The 20,668-nt window shown below is 67.5% G+C and carries 22 protein-coding genes and 1 pseudogene; 7 read left to right on the top strand and 16 right to left on the bottom strand.

Going from position 1 to position 20,668, the window contains the following annotated elements:
* Positions 1 to 30 precede the first annotated feature (30 nt).
* Both BX604_RS00420 and BX604_RS00425 read right to left on the bottom strand, forming a co-directional pair.
* Positions 31 to 579: an RBBP9/YdeN family alpha/beta hydrolase gene (locus BX604_RS00420; RefSeq protein ID WP_098549077.1), complete on the bottom strand. Its 549-nt coding sequence runs from the start codon at positions 577 to 579 to the stop codon at positions 31 to 33.
* A gap of 172 nt (positions 580 to 751) precedes the next feature.
* Complete coding sequence (locus tag BX604_RS00425; protein WP_006497729.1) at positions 752 to 961, bottom strand: ornithine acetyltransferase; 210 nt, start codon at positions 959 to 961, stop codon at positions 752 to 754.
* A 253-nt stretch (positions 962 to 1,214) separates the two neighbouring features.
* On the opposite strand from BX604_RS00425, the gene BX604_RS00430 reads away from it, so the two are divergent.
* Positions 1,215 to 2,924: a glutamine--tRNA ligase/YqeY domain fusion protein gene (locus BX604_RS00430; protein ID WP_098549078.1), complete on the top strand. Its 1,710-nt coding sequence runs from the start codon at positions 1,215 to 1,217 to the stop codon at positions 2,922 to 2,924.
* A gap of 122 nt (positions 2,925 to 3,046) precedes the next feature.
* Here BX604_RS00430 and BX604_RS00435 read toward each other — a convergent pair whose 3' ends face one another.
* The 3 genes from BX604_RS00435 to BX604_RS00445 form a co-directional block, all read right to left on the bottom strand.
* Complete coding sequence (locus BX604_RS00435; RefSeq protein WP_098549079.1) at positions 3,047 to 3,517, bottom strand: NUDIX hydrolase; 471 nt, start codon at positions 3,515 to 3,517, stop codon at positions 3,047 to 3,049.
* Positions 3,518 to 3,528: 11 nt separating this feature from the next.
* Positions 3,529 to 3,915 carry a hypothetical protein gene (locus BX604_RS00440; protein WP_098549080.1) on the bottom strand — a complete coding sequence of 129 codons (387 nt, stop codon included), beginning with the start codon at positions 3,913 to 3,915 and terminating at the stop codon, positions 3,529 to 3,531.
* A gap of 127 nt (positions 3,916 to 4,042) precedes the next feature.
* On the bottom strand, positions 4,043 to 5,428 hold the full coding sequence (locus BX604_RS00445) for a cytochrome-c peroxidase (protein ID WP_098549081.1): 1,386 nt from the start codon (positions 5,426 to 5,428) through the stop codon (positions 4,043 to 4,045).
* Between the two features lie 209 nt (positions 5,429 to 5,637).
* Between BX604_RS00445 and BX604_RS00450 the strand changes: the two genes are divergently transcribed.
* Positions 5,638 to 7,239: an acid phosphatase gene (locus BX604_RS00450; protein WP_373562408.1), complete on the top strand. Its 1,602-nt coding sequence runs from the start codon at positions 5,638 to 5,640 to the stop codon at positions 7,237 to 7,239.
* Between the two features lie 125 nt (positions 7,240 to 7,364).
* Here the strand turns inward: BX604_RS00450 and BX604_RS39400 are convergent, their stop codons facing one another.
* The 8 genes and pseudogenes from BX604_RS39400 to BX604_RS00485 form a co-directional block, all read right to left on the bottom strand.
* Entirely contained in the window at positions 7,365 to 7,670 is a 306-nt protein-coding gene (locus tag BX604_RS39400; RefSeq protein WP_257146375.1) for a DUF3331 domain-containing protein, read from the bottom strand.
* Positions 7,665 to 7,904 (bottom strand): annotated as a pseudogene (locus tag BX604_RS39405) (DUF3331 domain-containing protein); the annotation flags it as partial. The pseudogene BX604_RS39405 and the gene BX604_RS39400, both read right to left, overlap by 6 nt.
* Entirely contained in the window at positions 7,894 to 9,417 is a 1,524-nt protein-coding gene (locus BX604_RS00460; RefSeq protein ID WP_098549084.1) for an alginate export family protein, read from the bottom strand. The pseudogene BX604_RS39405 and the gene BX604_RS00460, both read right to left, overlap by 11 nt.
* Positions 9,414 to 10,112, bottom strand: coding sequence for a YoaK family protein (locus BX604_RS00465; protein WP_098549085.1), 699 nt, complete (start codon positions 10,110 to 10,112; stop codon positions 9,414 to 9,416). The genes BX604_RS00460 and BX604_RS00465 overlap by 4 nt, the downstream gene beginning before the upstream one ends.
* Positions 10,109 to 11,023: a VOC family protein gene (locus BX604_RS00470; protein WP_098549086.1), complete on the bottom strand. Its 915-nt coding sequence runs from the start codon at positions 11,021 to 11,023 to the stop codon at positions 10,109 to 10,111. Before BX604_RS00470 ends, BX604_RS00465 begins: the two co-directional genes overlap by 4 nt.
* Before the next feature lie 26 nt (positions 11,024 to 11,049).
* Positions 11,050 to 11,502, bottom strand: coding sequence for a DoxX family protein (locus BX604_RS00475; RefSeq protein WP_098549087.1), 453 nt, complete (start codon positions 11,500 to 11,502; stop codon positions 11,050 to 11,052).
* Positions 11,502 to 13,394: an amidohydrolase gene (locus tag BX604_RS00480; RefSeq protein ID WP_098549088.1), complete on the bottom strand. Its 1,893-nt coding sequence runs from the start codon at positions 13,392 to 13,394 to the stop codon at positions 11,502 to 11,504. Before BX604_RS00480 ends, BX604_RS00475 begins: the two co-directional genes overlap by 1 nt.
* Positions 13,395 to 13,412: 18 nt before the next feature.
* On the bottom strand, positions 13,413 to 13,580 hold the full coding sequence (locus tag BX604_RS00485) for a DUF1427 family protein (RefSeq protein ID WP_098549089.1): 168 nt from the start codon (positions 13,578 to 13,580) through the stop codon (positions 13,413 to 13,415).
* Positions 13,581 to 13,682: 102 nt separating this feature from the next.
* Between BX604_RS00485 and BX604_RS00490 the strand changes: the two genes are divergently transcribed.
* Positions 13,683 to 14,603 carry a LysR family transcriptional regulator gene (locus tag BX604_RS00490; protein WP_098549090.1) on the top strand — a complete coding sequence of 307 codons (921 nt, stop codon included), beginning with the start codon at positions 13,683 to 13,685 and terminating at the stop codon, positions 14,601 to 14,603.
* 56 nt (positions 14,604 to 14,659) lie between these two features.
* On the opposite strand, the gene BX604_RS00495 is transcribed toward BX604_RS00490, so the two are convergent.
* Positions 14,660 to 15,346: a hydrolase gene (locus BX604_RS00495; protein WP_098549091.1), complete on the bottom strand. Its 687-nt coding sequence runs from the start codon at positions 15,344 to 15,346 to the stop codon at positions 14,660 to 14,662.
* 270 nt (positions 15,347 to 15,616) lie between these two features.
* Here BX604_RS00495 and BX604_RS00500 point away from each other — a divergent pair, with 270 nt between their 5' ends.
* Genes BX604_RS00500 through BX604_RS00515 form a run of 4 tightly spaced genes read left to right on the top strand, consistent with a single transcriptional unit; the run spans position 15,617 to position 18,848 of the window.
* On the top strand, positions 15,617 to 15,877 hold the full coding sequence (locus BX604_RS00500; protein WP_098549092.1) for a XapX domain-containing protein: 261 nt from the start codon (positions 15,617 to 15,619) through the stop codon (positions 15,875 to 15,877).
* A 25-nt stretch (positions 15,878 to 15,902) separates the two neighbouring features.
* Entirely contained in the window at positions 15,903 to 17,483 is a 1,581-nt protein-coding gene (locus tag BX604_RS00505) for a cation:proton antiporter (RefSeq protein ID WP_098549093.1), read from the top strand.
* A 56-nt stretch (positions 17,484 to 17,539) separates the two neighbouring features.
* The gene (locus tag BX604_RS00510) at positions 17,540 to 17,932 is read left to right on the top strand and encodes an OsmC family protein (protein ID WP_098549094.1); all 393 of its coding nucleotides are present in this window, start codon (positions 17,540 to 17,542) and stop codon (positions 17,930 to 17,932) included.
* 31 nt (positions 17,933 to 17,963) lie between these two features.
* Positions 17,964 to 18,848, top strand: coding sequence for a pirin family protein (locus BX604_RS00515; protein WP_098549095.1), 885 nt, complete (start codon positions 17,964 to 17,966; stop codon positions 18,846 to 18,848).
* 75 nt (positions 18,849 to 18,923) lie between these two features.
* Here the strand turns inward: BX604_RS00515 and BX604_RS00520 are convergent, their stop codons facing one another.
* A complete protein-coding gene (locus BX604_RS00520; protein ID WP_098549096.1) occupies positions 18,924 to 19,118 on the bottom strand; it encodes a hypothetical protein in 195 nt (64 codons plus the stop codon).
* The gene (bcsG, locus tag BX604_RS00525) at positions 19,100 to 20,656 is read right to left on the bottom strand and encodes a cellulose biosynthesis protein BcsG (RefSeq protein ID WP_098549097.1); all 1,557 of its coding nucleotides are present in this window, start codon (positions 20,654 to 20,656) and stop codon (positions 19,100 to 19,102) included. The genes BX604_RS00520 and bcsG overlap by 19 nt, the downstream gene beginning before the upstream one ends.
* Positions 20,657 to 20,668: the final 12 nt, after the last annotated feature.

Below are 20,668 nucleotides of genomic sequence, written 5' to 3' on the forward strand. Positions count from 1 at the left end.
CTCATCCTGACGAATGCCGACTTCCCCAAATTAACGCGCCAGCGCGTCGAGCCAGCCGCGCGCGGCCGGCCAGTCGCCGAGCCCGCTGTCCGCGTTGATGTGGCCGCGCGGGCCGAGATCGCGAAAGGTGCTGCCCCATGCGTGCGCGCAGCCGCGCGCGAACGCGATCGAGCCGTACGGATCGTCGCTGCTCGCGACGACGCAGGTCGGAAACGGCAGTCGTTCGTGCGGTACCGGCCCGAAGCCGTGCGCATCGGCCGGAAACGCCGGCCCCGCCGGATCGGGCAACGCGACGAGCAGCGCGCCGCGCACCTTCGCGAGCGCGGCCGGCCGCGCATAGCGGGTCGCCCACCACGCGGTGGTCAGCGTGCCGAGGCTGTGCGCGGCGATCGTCACCGGGCCTGGCGCGGCTTCGACCGCGCGGTCGAGCGCGAGACACCAGCCGTTGCGCAACGCACGGTCCCAGTCGGGCATCGCGACGCGCACGCAACGCGCGTCGGCGCGCTCCCAGCGGCTTTGCCAGTGGAGCGGACCGGAGTTGCCGTAGCCCGGCAGCACGAAAACGAGAGAATCGCTCATGGAAGATTCGTCGACGAAGGGTGTCGTGATATGACGTCGACGCAGTGTCGCACACCCGCCTCTCCCTGAGGCTGCCTGTCGAATCGCGGAATGAGTGTGCGAGGAATGAGCGGGTCGTGGCGCGTCGCAGACGCCGTCACGACCCGCCGGCGCGCATGCGCGCCGGTGTCGGTCAGCGCACGCCGGCGCCGACCAGGCCGCCTGCTGCCGCGCCGGCGACCGTGCCGACCGGGCCGCCCGTGATCAGGTAGCCGAGCGCGCCGCCCGCGGCCGCGCCGATACCGGCATTACGCTGCGTATGCGTCATCGCGCATGCGCCGAGTTGCGACAGAGCCGCGACGATGACTGCGGTACGAACGAGAAAAGTGGTCTTCTTCATCATGATTGTTGGCTTCCTCCCGCCAGGAAAAAATTACGGATGGCGGCATTGAATCGGTAAAGCCATCATAGGAAAACCCCAACGGCGCCGGCAATCCGATTTACCTCGTGTTACAGCCGACACACTATCGAGATATTGCGCGACACATCCCGAACCGTCCCCTGCCATGCCGCAACCCGCGCGGGACGGACCCCGGTCAGGTAGAATTGCAGGATTAAACCGGCGCGACGCGCCGACACAACCTGACGCCATCCGCATGAGCACCGAACGCAACGACGCCCCCGCGGCTTCCAATTTCATCCGCAACATCATCGACGACGACAACCGCACCGGTAAATGGAGCGGGCGCGTCGAGACGCGCTTCCCGCCCGAGCCGAACGGTTATCTGCACATCGGCCACGCGAAGAGCATCTGCCTGAACTTCAGCGTCGCGCGCGACTACGGCGGCGTGTGCCACCTGCGCTTCGACGACACGAACCCGGAAAAGGAAAGCGTCGAATACGTCGACTCGATCGTCGACGCGGTGCGCTGGCTCGGCTTCGACTGGCGCAAGGATGCGGTCGATCACCAGTATTTCGCGAGCGACTACTACGACAAGCTGTACGAGTTCGCCGAGCTGCTGATTCAGCGCGGCCGTGCGTACGTCGACAGCCAGAGCGCCGATGAAATGCGCGCGAACCGCGGCTCGCTGACCGAAGGCGGCAAGCCGTCGCCGTTCCGCGAGCGCTCGCCCGAGGAAAACCTCGACCTGTTCCGCCGGATGAAGGCCGGCGAGTTCAAGGAAGGCGAGCACGTGCTGCGCGCGAAGATCGATATGGCTTCGCCGAACATGAACATGCGCGACCCGGTGATCTACCGGATCCGCTACGCGCATCACTACCGCACCGGCGACGCCTGGTGCGTGTATCCGATGTACGACTACACGCACTGCATCTCGGATGCGCTCGAAGGCATCACGCATTCGCTGTGCACGCTCGAGTTCGAGGATCACCGCCCGCTGTACGACTGGGTGCTGAACGAACTCGCGGAAGCCGGCATGTTCACGCGTCCGCTGCCGCAACAGATCGAATTCTCGCGACTGAACCTCACGTATGCGATCACCAGCAAGCGCAAGCTGCTGCAGCTCGTGACCGAAGGCCACGTCGAAGGCTGGGACGATCCGCGCATGCCGACGATCGTCGGGATCCGTCGCCGCGGCTTCACGCCGGAGAGCATCCATCTGTTCTGCGAGCGCATCGGCGTGACGAAGGTCGATTCGTGGATCGACATGAGCATCTTCGAAGGCGCGCTGCGCGACGACCTCGACGACAAGGCGCCGCGCTCGGTCGCCGTGCTCGAACCGCTGAAGCTCGTGATCGACAACTATCCGGAAGACCTCGAGGAAGCGTGCACGGCGCCCGTGCACCCGCACCACCCGGAGCGCGGCGTGCGCACGTTCCCGATCTCGCGCGAGCTGTGGATCGAGCGCGAGGACTTCGTCGAGAACCCGCCGAAGGGTTATTTCCGTCTGTTCCCGGGCAACAAGGTGCGTCTGCGCTACGGCTACGTGATCGAATGCACGGGCTTCGACAAGGACGCCGACGGCAACGTGACGGCGGTGCACTGCAACTACTTCCCGGACAGCAAGTCGGGCACCGAAGGCGCGAACAGCTACAAGGTCAAGGGCAACATCCACTGGGTCAGCGCGAAGCACGCGCAGGCGGCCGAAGTGCGCATCTACGACCGGCTGTTCAAGGAGCCGCATCCGGACGCGGGCGGCGCGAACTTCCTCGAGGCGCTGAACCCGGACTCGAAGAAGATCACGCAGGCCTACGTCGAACCGGGCGCCGGCGACGTCGCACCGGAAACGCGCCTGCAGTTCGAGCGTCACGGCTATTTCGTCGCGGACCGCGTCGATTCGAAGCCGGGCAAGCCGGTGTTCAACCGGATCGTCGGGCTGCGCGACAGCTGGGGCAAGCCGGCCTGACGGCCTGCTCCGCGCGCGACGCGGGCCGCGAGGCTCGCGGCGCACGACGATAAAAAAACCGGCCTGCGGGCCGGTTTTTCATTGCGTGCCGACGATCGCGGCGGCAGCGGGCATCGCCGCGCTCACGCGCCGGTCAACTGCCGATGCAACTCCGCGAGCGACAGCGTCGTACGAAACAGCCGCGCGAGGCTGCGGCTCGCATACGCGTCGACGTCGCCCGGGGCGGTCCAGCGATACGCGTCCATCTCCGGAATCAGCGAGCCGTCGCGACGGCTCGGAAACAGCGACGTGCACGTGCAGTGCGCAGGGTCGATCTCGTCGTCCGCGACCTGCACCGCGAACAGGTGCAGATCCTTGTCGTGACGATAGGCGAAGCGGCCGAGATCGCGCAGCCGCGCGGGCGCGAATTCGAGGCCGGTTTCCTCGCGCAATTCGCGCAGCGCGGCGTCGACCGGCGTCTCGCCGGGCTCGCCCTGCCCCTTCGGGATGTCCCAGTGCGTGGTGTCCGTCGCATGCGCGAGGAACACGCGTCCGGCCGCATCGAGAATCACGATGCCGCACGACACCGTGCGCGACGCACCGCTGCGCTTCATTGCACGCGCGCTCAGCGCTTCTGCAACTGCCACTTGCCCGCGGCCGTCTTGCAGAAGACCGGCTTGAGCGTCATCGTCTGGCCCTTCGCGGAAATGTCGGTGGCGATCTCGCGGCAGGTCTTGCCGTCGCTCTCGGACGTCGACGGCGTGAGCTTCGCATCAATCTGCGTGCCGCGGCCGCTGCTCTGCCACGTCGTGGTCTCGCCGTCCTTGCCTTCGTCGCGCACCTGCGCGACGGCCTTGGTCAGCGACGCACGGTCGGTCTTGCTGAAGTACGTCAGCGGCGTGTCGTTCAGGAAGCCCAGGTTGCTTTGCGCATGGGCGGGCAGCATCGCGACTGCACACGCGGCGCCGGCCAGCACGCGCGTAACGATGGAAACGGATGCACGCATCGACATGTGTTGTTCTCCTTGGATGTTCGATCGAACGGCGTGGCGCGCGGCCGGCGAACCGGGGGCCGGCCCTCCGGCACGCACCACGCCTGTCAGCGAGCGAGCATAGCATGCGTGCCGCAAGGGCCGTCTTCTAGCGCGCAGCGGACGTGGCCGCCGGTTGATATCCGTCGGTCAGCGTGTTCAGGAACGCGATCACGTCCTTGATCTCGGCCGCATTCAGCGCGGGGGCGTCGCCGCGCTTGCGGTCGAACGGCGGCTCGCGGTTGATGTTCGGCCAGTAGCGCTTCGGCAGGTCGTCGTAGATCTGCACCTTGCCGTGCACGACCGGATAGAACTTCTCCGGATGGATGTCGCGCTCGGCGTAGAAGCGCATCACGTCCTCGAGCGAGTGATACACGCCGTTGTGGAAGAACGTCTTGCGCAGCGCGACGTTGCGCAGCGACGGCGTGCGGAACAGCCCGCAGAATTCGTCGCGGCCCTTCAGGTCGGTGCGCTCGGGGCCGCATGCGCCGAGATCGTGGAAGCGCGGATCGCGATTGACCGGCAACGCGCGGTTGCGCGGCACCGCGACCGCGATCAGGCCGAAATCGCTGAACTGCGGCGGCGTGCCGTCGAGCGCGCGCTGGCTGACGTGGCAGCTCGCGCAATTGCCCTTCTTCTCGTCGTTGAAGAGCTGCAGCCCGCGCAATTCGGCCGGCGTGAGCGGCGCCCGGCCCGCGAGGTACGCGTCGTACTTGCTCGTATAAGGCGAAAACAGCTCGGGCGTCTGCTCGAAGGTCTCGAGCGCGCGCAGCACGGCCTTGAACGTGCTCGCGTCGTCGTCGAGCACCTTCACGCCGAACACCGCGCGAAACTCGTCCGCATACGGCGCGGCCTTCACGGCCTGCGCGACCCTCGCGGGCGTGCTGTTCATCTCGAACGGCGACGTGAGCGGAATGCGCGCCTGCTCGGCGCCCGTGTCGACGCGGCCGTCCCACGTGAGGCCGCCGGTCGGGCCGGCGTCGACGCTCTCGTCGCCTTCATCGTCGGAGTCGTGGAAGTGCTCGGTGAATTGCGGCACGCCCTGCAGGTACTTGAGCGACGGCACCGCGCGAAAGCCCGAACGCTTCATGTCGTCGCCGCCCAGTTGCACGGCCAGCGCATTCGGCGGCCCGAACGCATGGTCGGGGCTGTGACACGACGCGCACGCCAGCTTGCCGGAACCTGACAGCGTAGGGTCAAAGAAAAGTTGCTTGCCGAGCGCCGTCATCCGGCGCACGCCTTCGTAAACTTGCGCGCGGGTTTGCGGCTGGTTCGCGGCGACCACCGGGCCGCTCGCGGCAATCGTTGCGGACGCAACCTGTTGTACGGCGCCCGAGGCATTGGATGCGCTCGCAACCGGTACGGCCGGCGTGCCGGCACCCGGCTGCGCGTCACAGCCGGCAAGGGTTACGAGCGCGGTGGCCAGCGCGAGCGCGCCGGTCAGATGCAGCCGCGAGCGCACAAATGCGCCGGCTGCCGGTTGGCGAGGCTTCATCGATTCGAAGGAAAGTGGGTTCATGAGCGGCCGGAGTTTATGTCAGCCGCATGACCATTACATGACGCCGCATCGACAGCTAATCGAAAGGACGCCTACACTTGACTGTCAAATCGCGCCCTCAAAATGCTGGCAGCCGGACACGCGACGGTCATCTTCAAGAACCGGCCGCAAACCGATGCTCCGGTCCCCCACGCGACAAGAGAGAGATGAGAGTACAACGCATGAAAACCCACGCCTGGATTCGCTTTACGCCGATCGCCGTCGCCGCGGCGGCCGCCCTCACCGCCTGTGGCGGCGACGACGTGCAACCGCAAGGCCTGTCGACGGTGAAGAACGTCGTCGTGATCTATGCGGAAAACCGCAGCTTCGACAACCTGTACGGCAACTTCCCGGGCGCGAACGGCCTGCAGAACCTGGCGGCTGCCAGCACGCAGCAGAAGGACCGCAACGGCCAGCCGCTCGCGACGCTGCCGAAGGTCTGGGGCGGCCTGACCGCGAAGGGCGTGACGCCCGCCGTGACCGAAGCGATGACGGCCAACCTGCCGAACGCACCGTTCGCGATCGACGACCCGAACGGGTTCAACACGTCGATGAGCGTGACGACGCGCGACCTGTATCACCGCTTCTACGAGAACCAGATGCAGATCAACGGCGGCAAGAACGACATGTTCGCCGCCTGGGCCGACTCCGGCGGCCTCGTGATGGGCCACTACACGCCCGACGCGACGAAGCTGCCGCTGTGGAAGATCGCGCAGCAGTACACGCTCGCCGACAACTTCTTCATGGGCGCGTTCGGCGGCTCGTTCCTGAACCACCAGTACCTGATCTGCGCGTGCGCGCCGTTCTACGCGAACGCCGACAAGAGCCCGGCGTCCGGCTCGATCTCGGCCGTCGCGGCAGACGGCAAGTCGCTGCAGCTCGCGAGCAACTCGCCGGCGTCCGCACTCGACGGCATTCCGAAGTTCGTGAACTCGGGCAACCTGACGCCGGACTTCTACGCGATCAACACGATGCAGCCGCCGTACCAGCCGAGCGGCAACAAGGCCGCATCGGGCGGCGACCCGAACCTGGCCGACCCGTCGGCCGCGACGACGCTGCCGGCGCAGACGCAGCAGAACATCGGCGACCTGATGACCAACGCGGGCGTGTCGTGGGCCTGGTACGGCGGTGCGTGGAGCCAGGCGCTGCAGGCCGCGCAAAGCGGCACGGCGAACGTGATCTACGGCCCGAACATGACGGCGCCGAACTTCCAGCCGCACCACCAGCCGTTCAACTACTACGCGGACCAGGCGCCGGGCAGCACGAGCCGCGCGCAACACCTGCTCGACGGCGGCACCGACGGCAGCGAGTTCATCAAGGCGATCGACGCGGGCACGCTGCCGCAAGTGTCGTTCTACAAGCCGCAGGGCAACCTGAACGAACACGCGGGCTACACGGACGTGTCGAGCGGCGACCAGCACATCGCGAACGTGATCGCGCACCTGCAGGCGAGCCCGCAGTGGAAGAACATGGTCGTGGTCGTCACGTACGACGAAAACGGCGGCTTCTGGGATCACGTGTCGCCGCCGAAGGGCGATCGCTGGGGCCCGGGCACGCGGATTCCGGCGCTGATCGTGTCGCCGTTCGCGAAGAAGGGTTTCGTCGACCACACGCAGTACGACACGGCGTCGATTCTGCGCTTCATCACGCGCCGCTTCTCGCTGCCGCGCCTCGCGGGCCTGCAACAGCGCGACGATGCGCTGAAGGCCAACGGCGCGCAGCCGATGGGCGACCTGACGAACGCGCTCACGCTGTCGCCGAACCTGTAACGGTACGACGAGGCACGGCCGGCGCGATGCCGGCCGCGTATGACAAAGGGCGGCTTCGGCCGCCCTTTGTTCGTTCTGCCTGCGCGCATCGCCCCGGCGTGTCCGGCGTCATGCCCGCCTCCCGCTCATGCTGGCGCGAGGTCTGCGCCATCGAGCGCGACGGCGATGGCCAGAATCATCGCGCCGGCATTCGGCGGCATCGGCCGTCCGCTCGGGCGGAACACGTCATCTCCGCACGCAATCCGCGCGCCCGTCAGCGCGCAGACACCCGCATGCCGTGCGCGTCCGGGCTTCCAGTGCTGCTCGCCGAAGTGCGCACGCCCCGGTTCGACCCAGCGTACGACCAGCAGCTGCGCCGAGCGCTCGAGCACCTGCACGTGCGGACGAACCTTCGGCGCGAGCGGACTGCCGAGCGCCGCGGCGAGGACCATCGCGTTCGGATCGACCGGCGCCCGCCCGCGCGGGCTGAAAACGACGTCGCCGCATACGATCTTCTCGCCGGACAGCGCGCAGCGGCCCGAACGGCATGCGCGCCTGGGCGTCCAGCGCTGTTCCGTGCCGCCCGACGCCAGCCAGCGCACGATCAGCACCTCGTCCGAATAGGCGAGCACCTGCACGCGTGCATTCGATCGCGCACGGGCCGCCGTACTCACCCTACCACCCATACTTCAGTTCGACGCCCGCATAGTCGGCGTTGTGCCCGCCCGCCTGCCGGATCGAGTCGCCGACCTGGAAGTGCACGGCCTCGACCGAACCGATCAGGTTCGCGGCAATGGTCCAGTCCGCGCGCAGCTGCACGTACATCCCCGTCCACAGGCTGCCCTTGCCCGCCGTGCCCGGAACCGGGATGTTCGGCTGCTGATAGACGGCATCGCCGGTCGTCTCGCGCCACTGGAAGCCCAGCGCGCCGAGCAGCGTCAGGTTCGCCGACGGCTTCAGCGTCACGGACGGCTTCACGTGAATCAGGTTCGCGTAACTCGTATAGCCGGCGAGCGTGAAGTAATAGCCGTTCGGGAACAGCGGGTTGAAGGTGCCGACGCGACCGTCGCCCGGATGCCGGTCGCCCGACGCCGCATCGACCTGCATCGCGATGCGCGGCGACCACGGCGCGTCGAGCGTGTAGCCCGCGATCGAACCGACGGCCCACGCGCCGATCGTGCTGTTGCCGACCGTGCCGCTCTGCAGCATCGTTTCGAGATCCCAGTCAAAGCGCCCTTGCGTCCCGCTGTAACGCAGGTCCCACACGTCGCGACGCTCGGGGCCGCTCGCATCGAGGTAACGCGCGTTGGTGCGGTTATAGCGCGACCAGTAGCCCGACAGGTCGCCGGGCCCGACCGACTGTCGCTCGAAGCGCACGCCGCTGAACGTGAGATCGCGATTCGACACGTCGTCGAAATCGGACGCGTTGCGGTTCTGCACCGGCTGCGTCGCATAGCCGATGAAGCGCCACTTCCCGTATTCGTAGTCGGCCCAGACCGCATCGAACGCCTGCCGCACGTTCGGACCGTCGCGCGCGGCGATGAAGCGCTGCAAGTCGAACGCCATCTCCTGCCGGCCGACGCGGAGCTTGAACGTGCCGCCGCCGAGCTTGCTCGTGTAGGTCGCGAACGCCTGTTCGAGATCGAGCGGGTTCTGGTCGACCGGCGACACCGCGTTCTTGCCGTACGCACGCGCGTCTTCCAACTGCACGAAGAACTGCCAGTGCTGGCCGAGATGCGCATCGGCATGCACTTCGACGCGCTGGATCAGGTACGTATCCGATTGCGACGAACCGATCCCGAACAGCGGCGCGTTGTTGGTCTCCATCCGCTCGCGCAGGTTCACGCCGAGCGACAGATAGGATGCCGGATCGTTGCCGAGCGGAATGTATTTCAGACCGTCGAGCGGCCGGCGCGGCACGCACGGATTCGCGAGCACCGACCAGTCTTCCTGCCAGCGGTTGAACAGCACGGTCGGCCGCTTGGCCGTGCAGGTCGAAGCCGTGCCGCCGGCCGCGGGTGGCGAGGTCGATGTTTCCGATGTCGATGTCGATGTTGCCGGTGCCGCCGGTGTCGACGTAGTCGTCGCTTGCGCGAACGCCGCATCGGTGCCCGCGAACAGCAGCCCCGCGACGATCGACAGGCGCGCGGCCCGATCGACGCGACGGCCGCGGTGTCTCCCCTGTCTTACCGGAATCATGCATGCTCCTGCTTCACGGAGCCAGCTGCTTGCGCCGCACACACCGCGAGCAGCGCGAGCGCGCCGACGGGCAACAGCAGCGCCAGGAATCCGACGTGGCGAAACCCGAGCGCACCGCCCATCGCGCCGAGCGCGAACGCGACGATCGCCGGCAGCATCTTGCCGAAGCGCGCCCGCGCCGTCGCACGCGCGCTGTCGGCCGTGCCGGCCGACAGCATGTCGACGACGTCGAGGATCGCCTGCGTCACGTTGCCCGTCATCACGGTGTTCGGCACGCCGCCTGCACGCGGGATCACGCGCGGATGCGCGTTCTGCACGCCCATCGCGAACGCGCCGACGATGCCGGCCACGAGCGCCGGCAGGCTGTCGGGCTGCGTGACGGGCGTCGCCCACACGCCGGCCACGCAGAAGCCGAGCAGCAGCACGGCCTGCACCGCATGCAACGCGCGCGTGCCCTGCCACGCCGGCCGCGCGGACATCGAGCGCGCGATCAGGCTGCTCGCGATCACGCCGCACACGAACGCCGGAAACACGCTCAGTTTCAGCACGACGCCCTGGCCGAAGCCCGCGACGCCCGCGCCGATCAATACGAAGTTGCCCGTCACGTGCGCGGTGAACAGCCCGAACAGCGCGACGAAGCTCAGCGTGTCGACGAAGCCGGCCACCGCGGCAAGGATCGTGTCCTCGTGCTTCATCGTGCCGCGCTCGCGTGGATCTCGGCGACGTAGCCGCCCGGGAACTGCACGAGCGCCGCGTCGCGGCCGTCCGACGTGAACGGCGGCACCAGCACGGTCACGCCCGCGGCCTGCGCCTTCTTCAGCGTCGCGGCGAGATCGGGCACTTCATAGCCGGTCATCTCGCGGCCGAACGGGTAAGGCAGGTGGCCGTCGGTCACGAGCACGGTCATCTTGCCGAAGCCCGATTCGATGCGGATACGGCGGTAGGTCTCATTCGGCCGGCCGATCTCGATGCCCGGCGCCTTGAGGGTGTCGGATACCACCTTGCCGTTCGAGAACTTGACGAAATCGTGGACCAGCTTGCGCACGCTTTCCGGCGATACGTACACGCGGTTCTCGGGCACCGTCTCCAGCGCATCGTAGTGCGGCGCTTCGGTATGCCAATAGAGCTGCATGCTCAGCCCGCCGGTCCAGCGGATGATCGCGTCGCGGCCGATCGGATCGGGGAACGTGTCGACGATCACGTCCGCGCCGTGCGCACGCGCCGTCTTCATCGCGACGTCGAGATCGGTGACGAGGTAGCCGGTGCGCTCCGAGCAGAACGGATACGGGATCGGCGTCTTGAAGCCGAACACCGAGACCGTGCCGACCGGCGTGAGCACGAGCTGCGACATCGTCTGGCTCGGCGTGGGCGTGACCTGGAACACACCCTGCTTCGACTTCTTGCCGCCGAAGGTCGCGACGAAGCTGTCGGTGAAACGGTCGAAATCGTCCGGCGACACGCACACGTGCGTCGTGTCGTACTGCGGCCCGACGGCCAGCACCGGCACCGGCGCAGGGACGACCGGCGGCTTCGCGAACACGACCGGCGCGACGGCAAGACCGCCAGCGATCATCGCGGCAAGCAACACGGAACGAAGGGTTTTCATGACAGGGTTTCCTGGTTGTTTCATCGTCATCGAGTAGTACGGCCGTCACCGGCCAGGTGCTTCGCATCGTCGAGCGCGGTCGCGAGCACGAGTGCCGCGATCAGCCCGAGATGCTCGAAAAAACTGTTGAGCGCCATGAAGTGTTCGGCGCCCGAGCGGTTCCAAAAATCGTTGGCGACGACCATCGCGACGAGCGTCAGCATGCCGAGACTGCCGGCGCCGAGCCACGTGAAGCGACGAAACACCACGCAAAGCGAGCCGACGATCTCGACCGCGATCGCGAGCACCGCCCACAACGCGGCCGGATGCAGGCCGAAACGCGCCTGCTCCGCGACCGCACCGTCGAAATCGAGCGCCTTCGCGATGCCGCCGATCAGAAAGGCCGACACCAGCGCGAGACGCGCGAGCAGCAAGGTCCACGGCTGCGACAGCAGCGCACGGACCCAGGCCGGATTGCCGTAGACGGTGCGCGTCGTCATCAGACCGCCCAGCACGAACAGCCGAACGCGCCCCAGAAGCCCTTCGCATCCGAGGTCGGCAACGTGCGGCTCCATGCGCTCGCATGCGCATGGCCATGCATGCCGCACGCGGTCGAACAACCGCACGCGGCTGCGGCCGCCGCCGCACGCTGCAGCGGCGCGCCCTCGCGCTGCGTCGCGCCCCAGCCGCCGTAACCGCCGTATGCGCGCACCGGCGACCAGTCCGGCATCGCGGGCGGAATCGGCGCGTCGTGCGAAGAGAACGGCCCGGCGCCCCACACGATCCGGCCGCCCACCACCGTCAGCAATGCCGTCGTGTCGACGATATCGTCCTCCGCACACGTGAAGAAATCGCGATCCGGGACGACCAGGTCGGCGAGCTGCCCGACCGCGATACGCCCTTTCTTGCCTTCCTCGTTCGAGAACCACGTCACGTACTCGGTCCACATGCGCAACGCGGTTTCGCGATCGAGCAGGTTGCGCTGCGGATACATGCGCATCCCGCCGACCGTCTTGCCCGTCACGAGCCATGCGAGCGACACCCACGGGTTGTACGACGCGACGCGCGTCGCGTCGGTGCCGGCCGAAACCTTGAGCCCCTTGCCGAGCATCTTCGCGACCGGCGGCGTCGCTTCCGCTGCCTGCGCGCCGTAGCGCTCGACGAAGTACTCGCCCTGATACGCCATCCGGTGCTGCACAGCAACACCGCCACCGAGCGCGGCGATCCGGTCCATCGACTTCTCGGAGATCGTTTCCGCATGATCGAAGAACCAGTTCAATCCGTCGAGCGGAATATCGCGGTTCACCTTCTCGAACACGTCGAGCGCGCGGCTGATCGTTTCGTCGTACGTGGCATGCATGCGCCACGGCCAGCGGTTCTGCGCGAGCACGCGCACGACGCCTTCGAGATCGTCTTCCATCTGCGCGGGCAGATCCGGACGCGCGACGCGGAAGTCCTCGAAGTCGGCCGCGGAAAACACCAGCATCTCGCCCGCGCCGTTGTTGCGGAAATAATCGGTGCCGTCGTGATACTTGACGCTCTTCGTCCAGTTGACGAAGTCTTCCTTCTCCGCATTCGGCTTCTGCGTGAACAGGTTGTACGCGATGCGCACCGTCATCTCGCCCGCATCGTGCAGCTTGCGGATCACTTCGTAATCGTCGGGATAATTCTGCGAACCGCCGCCCGCGTCGATCACGCCGGTCACGCCGAGCCGGTTCAGCTCGCGCATGAAGTGACGCGTCGAGTTGTACTGATATTCGAACGGCAGCTTCGGCCCCTTCGCGAGCGTCGCATAGAGGATCGACGCGTTCGGATTCGCGAGCAGCAAGCCCGTCGGGTTGCCCGCTTCGTCGCGCAGAATCGTGCCGCCCGGCGGCTCCGGCGTGTCCTTCGTATAGCCGACGACGCGCAGCGCGGCCGCGTTCAGCAGCGCACGGTCATACAGGTGCAGAATGAACACCGGCGTATCGGGCGCGGCTGCGTTGAGTTCGTCGATCGTCGGCAGGCGCTTCTCCGCGAACTGATGCTCGGTGAAGCCGCCGACCACGCGCACCCATTGCGGCGCCGGCGTGATCGCGACCTGCTGCTTGAGCATCTCCATCGCGACCGCGAGCGAGCGCACGCCGTCCCAGCGCAGCTCCAGGTTGTAGTTCAGCCCGCCGCGAATCACGTGCGTGTGGTTGTCGATCAGGCCCGGCAGCACCGGGCGCCCGTCGAGGTCGACCACCTTCGTCGCACGGCCCGCGAGCGGCATGATTTCCGTGTTGCTGCCGACCGCGACGAAGCGGCCGTCCTTGATCGCGACGGCCGTCGCGACGGGGTTCGCACGATCGAGCGTCGTGATGCGCCCGTTGTGCAGGATGAGATCCGGTTGAGTATCGGTTGCGCTCATGGTGTGTCCTCGATGTGGTCAGAAGCCGAGCCAGTGACGGACGGAGCCGATGGCCTGTGCGCCGATCAACATGCCGGCGAGGCCGATCAGCGCGATCAGCGGCGGCGCAGGAGAGCGCACCTTGATCACGCTGTACACGACGCCGATCAGCACGCCGGCAGCCAGTGACAATAGATAAGATTCCATAACGATTTTTCCTCCCGGCCGGATTAGAATGATCCGCATCGCAACGGCCGCTCGATTCGCTGCCGCCACATTCACTTCGCATTCCTGTCACGCTGTCCGACCATGCAAACCCTTCCTGACCTCGAAGCCTGGGCCATCTTTGCGCGCGTCGCGGAGACGGGCTCGTTCGCGAAAGCCGCGGAACTGCTCGGCATATCGCAACCGACCGTGTCGAAGGCCATCGCGCGCCTCGAAAAGCGCCTCGGCGCGATGCTGCTGTACCGCACGTCGCGCAAGATCTCGCTCACGCCGACCGGCGAACTGCTGCGCGACCGCGCGATCCGCCTGCTCGCCGATGCCGAACTGATCGAGAGCGAAGCGTCCGCGCAAGCACTCGAACCGCACGGCCTCGTGCGCGTGAACGCGCCGATGTCGTTCGGGCTGCGCCATCTGTCGCCGCTGCTGCCCGAGTTTCTCGAACGCCATCCGCAAGTCGACATCGACCTCGTGCTGACCGATCACATCGTCGACATCGTATCCGGCGGCTTCGACGTTGCGATCCGCATCGCCGAGCTCAGCGACTCGTCGCTGCGCTCGCGCAGGCTGTGCTCGGTGCGCCGGCCGCTCGTCGCGTCGCCCGCCTATCTCGACCGGCACGGTCGGCCCACGCATCCGCGCGACATCGAACAGCACGTCTGCCTCACCTACACGAACCTGCCGACGCCCGAACACTGGCGCTTTCGCCACCCGGTCTCGGGCGAGGATTTCGGCGTGAACGTGCATGGACGCATTCGCACCAACAATGCCGACGTGATCGTGCCCTCGCTCGTCGCCGGTCACGGGCTCGCCCTGCAACCCGAATTCCTGGTGTGGGACGAACTGCAGCGCGGCGCGCTCGAGGAAGTGATGCACGACTGGAAGATCGCGGACATCAACGTCAACCTCGTCACGCCGCCCGGCATGCTGCGCGCCGCGCGCGTGACGGTATTGCTCGAGTTCCTCGCCGAACATTTCTCGCATGCACCGTGGGCGCTGCCAGCCTGAGCGGACGGCGGCCTGCGCATTCCGCAGGCCGCCGCGGGCATTGATCGCGTCGCCCGTTACTTCGCCGGAACGGCCGGGATCGACTCGTGCGGCGTCGCGGTACGTTGCGCGGCCTTGTGGACCATCGTGTACGCGTAGTCGACGCCCATCCCGTACGCGCCCGAGTGCTCCCGGACGACGCCCATCACCGCTTCGTACGTATCGCGACGCGCCCAGTCGCGCTGCCATTCGAGGATGACCTGCTGCCACGTGACCGGCACGGCGCCGGCCTGGATCATTCGCTGCATCGCGAAGTCGTGCGCGTCCTTCGACGTGCCGCCCGACGCATCGGCGACCATGTAGATCTCGTAGTCGCCTTCGAGCATCGCGCACAGTGCGAAGGTCGTGTTGCAGACCTCGGTCCACAGGCCCGACACGATCACCTTCTTGCGGCCGTTCGCGGCCAGCGCGTCGCGCACCTTCTGGTCGTCCCACGAATTCATCGACGTGCGTTCGAGCGTCTTCTGGTTCGGGAACACGTCGAGCAGTTCCGGATAGGTATGGCCCGAGAAGCTCTCGGTCTCGACCGTCGTGATCGTGGTCGGGATGTTGAACGCCTTCGCGGCTTTCGCGAGGCCGACGACGTTGTTCTTCAGCGTCTGGCGATCGATGGACTGCACGCCGAACGCCATCTGCGGCTGCTGATCGATGAAGATCACTTGGCTGTTCTGCGGAGTAAGTACTTCAAGCTTCGGATTGCTCATGGCGCATCGAGTCCTGTGAACGAAGAAAAGGGGGCCTGCCTCGACCGCGATAACGGGAGGAGCCGGAGATACGCCGGATCGTCATCCGGCTCGAAATATTTAATCCGCAAACGCGCGGCGCGAACACCCAAGAAACGGAATTGATGCAATTCCGTAAACGACGTCCGTTCGGGGCTACCGGCACTTTTTTTCTTCACGCAAACCCGATACGCTTTCAAGACTTTGACGGCGCCGTTGCGGTGCCGCCCGGCTACCACGAGGCGCTCGACCATGAAACCGTATGTTTTCTCGCTGCTCGCCGGCATCCTCGCCGGCGTCATCTACGGCGCGATCGGCGTGAATTCGCCCGCGCCGCCGATCATCGCGCTCACCGGCCTGCTCGGCATGCTGGCCGGCGAACAGATCCTGCCCGTCGCGCGGCGCATGCTCAAGGGACACCGGCTGAATACCGCATGGCGCGAGGCGAAGTGCAGCCAGCACATGTTCGGCCCGCTGCCGGGCGGCAACACGAACGAGCGCAAGCCGTCGTGATGCAGCGCGTCGGGAACCGCCGCGCGTGAGCAACGTCGAGCTGTTCCATTACCTGCTGCTGTTGATCTGCGGCGCGGGGGCGCTCACGTGGCTCGCCGAGCGGATCTCGATTCCGCCTGCCGTCGTGCTGCTGCTCGGCGGCTGCGCGGTGGCCGTCGCCGGCAAGCGCGTGCCGGACATGGATCCGGCGCTGCTGCTCGCGGCCGTGCTGCCGCCGCTGCTGATGTCGAGCGGCTTCTACACGGCGTGGAAGGAGTTCCGGCGCGAACTCGCGTCGATCGCCTCGCTCGCGCTCGGCGCCGTGGCATTCACGACCGTCGCGGTCGCGCTCGCCGTGCATGCGGTGAATCCCGCGCTGCCGTGGGCCGCCTGCTTCACGCTCGGCGCGATCGTGTCGCCGCCCGATGCGGTCGCCGCGGAGGCGATCCTGAAACGTCATCCGTTGCCCGCGCGGCTCGTCGCGGTGCTCGAAGGCGAAAGCCTCGTCAACGACGCGTCGGGCCTGCTGCTCTATCAGATGGCCGTGTCGGCCGCGCTCGCGGTCACGATCACGACGGCCAGCGCCACCGGCCTGTTCTTCTCGCTCACGCTGATCGGCATCGCGGTCGGCCTCGCGTGCGGCCACGCGATGTGCTGGGTGCTGCAACGCCTGCGCGAACCGATGCTCGGCATCGTCGTGACCTTCGCGATGGCGTGGGGCAGCTACGGGATCGCGGAAGCCGTGCACGGCTCGGGCGTGCTGTCGGTCGTCACCTGCGGCCTCGTGCTCGGCGTGCGCCAGCATCGCGTGTTCGACGCCGACATGCGGATCAAGGCGAAGGCGACGTGGGAAGCGATCGTGTTCGTGCTCGACGCGCTCGTGTTCATCCTGATCGGTCTCGCGCTGCACGCGATCCTCGCGCGCGTGAACCACGAAGGCGCGGTGCTGATGGACGGGCTGCGGGTGGCGCTGCCGGCCACCGCCGCCGCGATCGCCGCGCGCGTCGTGTGGGTGTTCGTCGCGATGTGGCTGCCGGGCCGCCTGCGCGCGGCGCGCACGGGCCATCCGTCGTGGTCGTGGCGCGAGGCCGTCGTGCTCGGCTGGTCCGGCATGCGCGGCGTGGTGAGCCTCGCCGCCGCGATCGCGCTGCCGAACAACTTCCCCGGTCGCGACCTGATCCTGTTCAGCACGTTCCTGCTGATCATCGCGACGCTCGTCGTGCAGGGCGGCACGCTCGCGCCGCTGATCCGCGTGCTGAAACTGCAGCCGGCCGCCCGGCACACGATGTCCGAGCATGCCGTGCGCGCGCACGCGTTCGGCGCGGCGCTCGCCGAGCTCGACGCACGCGAGCAGCGCGGCTCCGGCCTCGAGCGTGCGTCGCTCGACAGGCTGCTGACCGAATACCGCGGCCGCGTCGCGTTCAACGAGCACGCGCACCGCGACGGCGCCGAACCGGCGGACGTGCGCGCACGCATGCTGCGCGTGGAACTCGAACTGGTCGGCGTGTCGCGCGATGCGCTGCTCGAGCTGCATCGCGACGGCCGGGTCGACGACGCGGTGCTGCACCGCATAGAATCCGAACTGGACTTCGAGGAACTGCGGCTGCAGCGCCTGCTCGAACCCTGACGTCCGGCCGTGCGCGGCCGGTCGCCGGCCCGCCCCCTTCCCCATATGGAATTGCAATGAGCGAACTGTCCGTCGAAGCGAGCATCGGCTCGGTCGATTACCTGGTCCATTTCACCGACGGCGTCCATCAATGGCGCGCCGACGAACCGGCGTCGCTCGGCGGCGGCGACGCGGCACCGACGCCCGTCGCGCTGCTGCTGTCGAGCCTCGGCGCATGCACCGCGATCACGCTGAAGATGTACGCGCAACGCAAGGGCTGGCCGCTCGCCGAAGTGCACGTGAAGCTCGCGCACGAATCGGGCAGCGCGGGCAGCACGATCATGCGCCGCATCACGCTCGACGGCGACCTGTCCGACGAGCAGCGCGAGCGCCTGCTGCAGATCGCGAACGCGTGCCCGGTGCACAAGATCCTGTCGAACCCGATCTCGATCGACACGGCGATCGCCTGACGTATCGCCCCCTGAACACGAGAGTCTCACCATGTCCGCATCGATCAAGACCCTGCTCACGCCGCGCGAGAGCGACATCGGCAATCTCGTCGTGCGCCGCGTGCTGCCCGCGCGCGCCGCGCGCCTCGTCGGCCCGTTCATCTTCTTCGACGAGATGGGGCCGGCCGTGCTGCCGGCCGGCAGCGGCATCGACGTGCTGCCGCATCCGCACATCGGCCTCGCGACCGTCACCTACCTGTTCGACGGCACGCTGATGCATCACGACAGCCTCGGCTTCCGGCAGAAGATCGTGCCCGGCGACGTGAACTGGATGACGGCCGGGCGCGGCATCGTGCACTCGGAGCGCTCGCCCGCTGAAGACCGGCCGCTCGCGCAGCCGGTGCACGGGATCCAGACCTGGGTCGCGCTGCCGGTCGAGCACGAGGACACCGAGCCCGCGTTCGTGCATCACGCGGCCGACACGCTGCCGTCGTTCACGCGCGACGGCACGCACGTGCGCGTGATCGCGGGCACCGCGTTCGGGCTCACGTCGCCGGTCGAGGTGTTTTCGCCGACGCTCTATGCGTACGCGGAATTCACGGCGGGCGGCGCGCTCGCGCTCGACGCGGAGCACGACGAGCGCGGCGTGTATCTCGTCGACGGCGACCTCGCGATCGACGGCACGCCGCTCGCCCCCGCGACGATGGCCGTGCTCGAACCCGGCGCACGCGTCGCGCTCGCGAGCGCGAACGGCGCACGCGTGATGCTGCTCGGCGGCGCGCACCTGCCGGGCGAGCGGTTCATCGAATGGAATTTCGTGTCGAGCGAACGCGCGAAGATCGAGGCGGCCCGCAACGCGTGGGCCGCGCAGACCTTCGGCAAGGTGCCCGGCGAAGAAGATCAGTGGACGCGCCAGCCGGAACGCAACGCGCACTGACGTCTCGATCGTCTCAAGCGTCTCAATCCGTCGATCGATGCAACGCGGCCGGCAGTCACGCCGGCCGCGTTGCGTTTACCGCGTCAATCCCATCAGCTTCGCGAGCACCGGCCAGCGCTCGAGCGATTCGATGAACGCGCGCCGCGCCTGCTCGTCGACATAGTGCGCCGGGTCCAGCGCGGGCAGATGCCGCGCGAGGCCGAGCACGTCGTTCGGTTGCGACAGGCGGCCTTCGTCGCCCTCGCCGATGTTTATTGTTCGTCGATCCATACACCGTCCGGAGTCTTGACCGCATAGCCGGCAGGCGTCTGCATCGTCACCGTGCCCTCGTTCTCGCCGACCATCCGCGTGCGCGGCAGATCGGCCGCGTATTGCGCGAGCGTCACGCCGGGCTTGAACGGGCTGTTCGACACGAGGTTCGACAGCAGTTGCGCGAGCGCGAGGAAGCTCGTCGGCTGGTCGATCACGGTGGTCGTGCCGTGATTGCCGGCGAAGCCGACGAGCCGCACGCCGACCGGGCCGTGAATGATGCGCGGCGTAGGGATCTCGCGCAGGCCCGCGACCTGGTTCTTGTCGCCGCGCAGCGCGGCGCCGTGCTCGGGCACGAACACGATCACCGCACGCCGGCCCGACTGCGCGACCAGGTCGGCGAGCCGGTCGAAGTCGTCCATCAGCTTGGTCGCGCGCTGCGGATACGAGTCGATGCTGTTCAGCGAGCTGCCGATCACGCGGTTGCCGTCATGCATGCTGATCGTGTTGTAGTACAGCGCGACCGGCCCCGGCACCGACGCGCGCTGCGCGTACCAGTTCGCGAGCGTCTGGTAGTCGTCCTTGATCGCCGAGCCGTCGAACGCGTGCATCGCGACCGGCGCGGCCGCGTTCGAGATCATCGGCGCGTCGGGCACGCCGAGATTGTCGTGCACGACCTGCAGGAAGTTGTCGAAGTGGCCATCGTGGTTCAGCAGCGACTGCACCGTGTAGCCGGCGGCCGCCAGCTGCGAGAACAGGTAGCACTGCTGCGGCGCGGGCTTGTACAGGTCCGCATGCGCTTCCTGGCCGCAGGTTGCGCGCAGCACGCGGATCGCGGCCGGGCCGCTGTAGCTCGCGGCCGTGCTGAAGTTGTTGAACAGGTAGTCGAAGTGGCTCAGCATCGGGTGGTTGCGCACCTTCGCGGCGTCGAGGTCGTCCCACGACAGCGAACAGATGTGCAGCACGATCACGTCGAACTGCGTGGACGGATCGTTGCCGAGATGGCCGAACGCGACCTGCCGCTGCGACTCCTGCGCGCGGAACGTCGCGAGCGCCGCGTTGTGATCCTCGGGCTGGTCGGAACGCCCGTCGTTGCCGTTGGCGAGCTGCTGCGCGGGCGGTGCGACGACGCGCGCCATCAGCCCGTTGCCGGCCTGCCACAGCGGCATCACGATCAGCACGGCGAGCACGAAGGTCGCGACGCGCAGCCAGCGGTTCACGATGAAATAGACGATCAGCACGCCCGCCACCGTCAGCACCAGCATCGGCGGCAACAGGCGCGGCAGCAGTTCCATCCAGTAGTCGAGGCGAAACGTGCTGACCTCGCGCGCGGCTTCGGCGAGCCGCGCGAGCGGCGGCGCGTGCAGCTCGCGCGCGAGCAGCGGCACCGCGATCGCGATCGCGACGAGCTGCCGCACGATGCGCCACACGCGCTGCCGGATCGGCGCGCTCGCGACGAGCACCAGTGCGAACGCGAGGTTCGCGAGCCACATCGGCTGCAGGTGGCCGGTCGCGAACAGCGCGAACTTCAGGATGAAATACAGATTCCAGAACGTCATCTAAACCACTCC

Source organism: Burkholderia sp. JKS000303 (assembly GCF_002563755.1).
GTDB classification, from domain to species: Bacteria; Pseudomonadota; Gammaproteobacteria; order Burkholderiales; family Burkholderiaceae; genus Burkholderia; species Burkholderia anthina_B.

Excerpts from the sequence above, each read along its gene's own strand:
- BX604_RS00450 (WP_373562408.1), top strand. The coding sequence starts at position 5,638 with ATGAGAGTACAACGCATGAAAACCCACGCCTGGATTCGCTTTACGCCG.
- BX604_RS00475 (WP_098549087.1), bottom strand. The coding sequence starts at position 11,502 with ATGACGACGCGCACCGTCTACGGCAATCCGGCCTGGGTCCGTGCGCTG.
- BX604_RS00465 (WP_098549085.1), bottom strand. The coding sequence starts at position 10,112 with ATGAAGCACGAGGACACGATCCTTGCCGCGGTGGCCGGCTTCGTCGAC.
- BX604_RS00470 (WP_098549086.1), bottom strand. The coding sequence starts at position 11,023 with ATGAAAACCCTTCGTTCCGTGTTGCTTGCCGCGATGATCGCTGGCGGT.
- BX604_RS00425 (WP_006497729.1), bottom strand. The coding sequence starts at position 961 with ATGATGAAGAAGACCACTTTTCTCGTTCGTACCGCAGTCATCGTCGCG.
- BX604_RS00500 (WP_098549092.1), top strand. The coding sequence starts at position 15,617 with ATGAAACCGTATGTTTTCTCGCTGCTCGCCGGCATCCTCGCCGGCGTC.
- BX604_RS00420 (WP_098549077.1), bottom strand. The coding sequence starts at position 579 with ATGAGCGATTCTCTCGTTTTCGTGCTGCCGGGCTACGGCAACTCCGGT.
- BX604_RS00480 (WP_098549088.1), bottom strand. The coding sequence starts at position 13,394 with ATGAGCGCAACCGATACTCAACCGGATCTCATCCTGCACAACGGGCGC.
- BX604_RS00485 (WP_098549089.1), bottom strand. The coding sequence starts at position 13,580 with ATGGAATCTTATCTATTGTCACTGGCTGCCGGCGTGCTGATCGGCGTC.
- BX604_RS39400 (WP_257146375.1), bottom strand. The coding sequence starts at position 7,670 with ATGGTCCTCGCCGCGGCGCTCGGCAGTCCGCTCGCGCCGAAGGTTCGT.
- BX604_RS00520 (WP_098549096.1), bottom strand. The coding sequence starts at position 19,118 with ATGGATCGACGAACAATAAACATCGGCGAGGGCGACGAAGGCCGCCTG.
- BX604_RS00430 (WP_098549078.1), top strand. The coding sequence starts at position 1,215 with ATGAGCACCGAACGCAACGACGCCCCCGCGGCTTCCAATTTCATCCGC.
- BX604_RS00515 (WP_098549095.1), top strand. The coding sequence starts at position 17,964 with ATGTCCGCATCGATCAAGACCCTGCTCACGCCGCGCGAGAGCGACATC.
- bcsG (WP_098549097.1), bottom strand. The coding sequence starts at position 20,656 with ATGACGTTCTGGAATCTGTATTTCATCCTGAAGTTCGCGCTGTTCGCG.
- BX604_RS00440 (WP_098549080.1), bottom strand. The coding sequence starts at position 3,915 with ATGTCGATGCGTGCATCCGTTTCCATCGTTACGCGCGTGCTGGCCGGC.
- BX604_RS00490 (WP_098549090.1), top strand. The coding sequence starts at position 13,683 with ATGCAAACCCTTCCTGACCTCGAAGCCTGGGCCATCTTTGCGCGCGTC.
- BX604_RS00435 (WP_098549079.1), bottom strand. The coding sequence starts at position 3,517 with ATGAAGCGCAGCGGTGCGTCGCGCACGGTGTCGTGCGGCATCGTGATT.
- BX604_RS00495 (WP_098549091.1), bottom strand. The coding sequence starts at position 15,346 with ATGAGCAATCCGAAGCTTGAAGTACTTACTCCGCAGAACAGCCAAGTG.
- BX604_RS00510 (WP_098549094.1), top strand. The coding sequence starts at position 17,540 with ATGAGCGAACTGTCCGTCGAAGCGAGCATCGGCTCGGTCGATTACCTG.
- BX604_RS00445 (WP_098549081.1), bottom strand. The coding sequence starts at position 5,428 with ATGAAGCCTCGCCAACCGGCAGCCGGCGCATTTGTGCGCTCGCGGCTG.
- BX604_RS00460 (WP_098549084.1), bottom strand. The coding sequence starts at position 9,417 with ATGATTCCGGTAAGACAGGGGAGACACCGCGGCCGTCGCGTCGATCGG.